The following is a 3,184-nucleotide window of genomic DNA, read 5'->3' as shown; positions in this document are numbered from 1 at the left end:
CCGGAGCGCACGCCGAGCCGGCCCCGACGTCCGCTCATCCTCGCCGCCCTCTTGGTGGCGGCGCTGCTGATCCTCGCCGCGAGCGGCTGGTTGGCCTGGACCGCACGACCCGGCACGCCCACCCCCGAAGCCTCCACCGCTCCGGCGGCGTTTCCGGTCGCCTCAGCGACCGGCAACGCGGCCGGGCCGGTCGGGCCCGCGCCGGCCCCCTGCCCCACCGGGCAGACCCTGGCCGAGACTTACCGCAGCGCCGGCACCACCCCCGGCCGGAGCGGCGCCCAACCGGTCGGCTCGGTGAGCTGCGCGGCCGGGTTCGCCGTGGTCACGCTGCATTCGGTCCAGGACACCGAGGCGGTGCACACCATCTTCCGGATCGGGCCACCGCTGCGCTTCCTGGCCGCCGGCTCCGGGCCGGTGTGCACCGACGACACCACCGACGGCTCCGGCAGCGTGGTCGTCCCGCATGCTGCGGCGGCCCGGCTCGGATGCATCACGACCCCGACCGGCGGCCACGCCGCCCGCGGCGACGCCGGTGCACCAGTGCTCGGCGCGGCCACCCGCAGCGACGTCAAAGGGTACGGCCAGGTGAGACCCAGCGAGATCAACAACGACGGCGACGGCACCAGCCTCATCACCAACATCACCTGGAGCAGCTGGGGCGCCGCCCACGCCATCGGCACCGGGACCGCCCTCTACGTCGCCCCCGGCCAGATCAACTATCAGGGCAGCCAAGCCACCGCCACCGTCGTCGCCACCGATCTCGGCCAGTGCGCCGGACGAGCGGCCTACCGGCACGTGTCCTGGTACTTCCCGCAACACGGCCAACACCTCGAGCCCACCGCCGGCTACGACGCCTGTAACCCCTGAGCCAGACCCCGCCCGCCGGGGCGCGGCGGTCGACGAGCAAGAGCGAGCGCGACCAGGGCCACACCCCCCGGAGTGAGCCACTCGCCCGGCCGAGGAACCCGCTCGCGTTCCCCCAAGGTGACCGGCTGATGACATAAGTCGCAAACACGGATTGTCGGCGCCGACTGCGCACCCGTCCTGTGCCCGGTGGTCTCATCCAGCCTTGGCGATCAGAGCACGGCCCTCGCCGTACCGAAGGTGGGCAGAGGGGGGCCGAAGGCGGCGGTCTCAGCCGCTAGGGCTCCAGGGCAAGACCTCGTCGTATGACAAGCGCTCAGGCTCAGAACGGAAGACGGCGCTGGCGGGCCACAGGGCGGCCACCGCGACGACGAAGGGCGAGCAAGCGCAGCACCGGTAGTCCCGTGCGAGGCCCACAGCACGCCCAGCACTACCGCGACCGCCATCGCCAGGAAGCTGACGGCGGCGATCCAACCTCCTGCGCGCCGAAATCTTGCAGCTTCCGCTGCTGACGCCACTCGAATTCGGCGTACATCGGCCCCTTCCGGGCTTGCGCGACCAGAGGCTCGATCGGCCAGTAGTGAAGATAAGGGGTGTGGATGTTGGCCGGGAAATCGCTGTCGTGCGAAGTGCTGGGGTCTGAACAGCGCCTTTGGTGGGGCGAAGACGTCATTGACGGCCGGATCGTGGCGTAGCCCTCGCCGCCGGGGCCGACGCCCACCCATGACCCCGCCGTCGTCGATGCGCCGCAGCGTGCCGTCCGACTCAAGGAACAGGTCGCGGCCGTCCCCTTGCACGTACGCCGGTGGTTCCGGCTCGGGGATCAGCCAGGGGGGCGGGGACCGAAGACGTGCTGCAGGAACTGGGCGACCTCGCGGTTCGTCAGCTCGCCGAACTGGGGGGTCACGCCCTCTTCGATGCCGCCCCGCTGGTGGAACAGGTCGAGTAGCTCAGCGAGACCGCCGGCGGGCAGGGCGATGCGTCGCAGCTCGGTGATCGTGACCTCGAGACCCTTCGCTTTGCGCCGCCCTCTTCCTCCTGCGAGCACGGACCACACAAGGTCACCGCGCCGACCAGAGTGTTGAAGGTGCCGGAGCAGTCGTAGCAGGCGTAGGACGCGCAGCGGGTGCAGCGGCTGATCGCTGCCATACCGCAGGAACAGAAGTGCTGGATCGGGCCGAGGGCGTTCGCCGTTGCGTATCGGGTGCGGCACGGTTCCTCGTACAGGTAGCGCCCACCCGGCTCCGGCGCCGGCCGATCGACCTCGACGACGCCGCGGCACTCGACGTACCCGGGCGCGATCGGGACACTGTTCCAGCCCTTTACACCGCGGGCAGCTCATGCGCCGGGGACTCGCTCGCGCCGGGCGGCGCCGACCTTGAGGGCGCCCACCACCGATCCCGGTCCAGCCCTGCTACCGCCGTCATCGAGCCCCCATCAAGACTACGGAACGTGACAATCTTACTCCCCCGGTGGGGTCATGATGCACGCGTGCCGAGAGCTCTGATTTCGGCACCGTCGACCGGGCACGCTGCCCCCGGCCAGGACCGGCGAGGCAGCACACCGTCAGCATGAGCCGGCAGCGGCGACTCCGTAGGTCCGAGGTAGGCCGAGCTCAGCGCCACCGGCCCGCCGGGTGCCGGTCGGGTCCAGGGGCCCGGCCGGTCCGGGCCGTGCGCTGCTGTCATAACGGGGTCTATCGGCCCTGCGTCAGATGTTCCCGACGAACCACGGGTGAAGGATGAGCCGGGATCATCCGGGTTTAGCGGCCTACCTCGGTCGCCGTCGTCTCGCCCGCCGGGCTCCCTTTGGAGGTTCCGTCATCCGCAGAGGGCGCGGATCGCGGTGGCTTGTTCGGCGAGGGCGTCGAGGCGGGCGAGTTCGGCGCGTTGGTCGGCCACGCGCCGGTCGCGGTGGTCGTTGGCGGCCGCGGCGGCTTCTAGCGCGCCGGCCAGTGCAGTACTGAGCTGTTCGGCTTCCTGGGCGTAGTGGTCGCGCAGGGCGCGGTGCACGTCGCGTAGTCGGTCGCGGTTGTCCTTGCCGAGTTGGAAGAGCAGGTCATCGACGTGGCGGCGGACGGCGGCTTTGGCCTCGGCTTGGCGGCGGCCACGGCCGCGTCGCCGCTCGTCGGCGACGGTCTTGGTGCCCAGAGCGGCGCCAGCGCAGATCGACCAGGGGTTTAGCAGGGCCATGCCGGCGGCGGTGCTCAACAAGCCGACCATGAGCAGTCCGCCGTACCCGCCGCGCAGCCCGGTCAGGGCGGCATCGCCGACACCGTTCTTCTCGTACGCGGGCGCGGCAATCGCCGCTGTGCTCGGGG

The 3,184-nt window shown here is 71.3% G+C and carries 1 protein-coding gene and 1 pseudogene; one reads left to right on the top strand and one right to left on the bottom strand.

Annotated features, from left to right (window positions below):
• A partial coding sequence (locus AC0CYZ_RS13825) for a hypothetical protein (protein ID WP_472216230.1) occupies nt 1-867 on the top strand: 867 nt, incomplete at its 5' end.
• A gap of 1,817 nt (nt 868-2,684) precedes the next feature.
• Here the strand turns inward: AC0CYZ_RS13825 and AC0CYZ_RS13820 are convergent.
• Nucleotides 2,685-3,184, bottom strand: a pseudogene (locus tag AC0CYZ_RS13820) (Isoniazid-inducible protein iniA); the annotation flags it as partial.

This window comes from Actinomycetospora sp. (assembly GCF_055612215.1).
The sequence above is the reverse complement of the archived record's forward strand: the minus strand, read 5'-3'. Positions and strand labels throughout refer to the sequence as shown.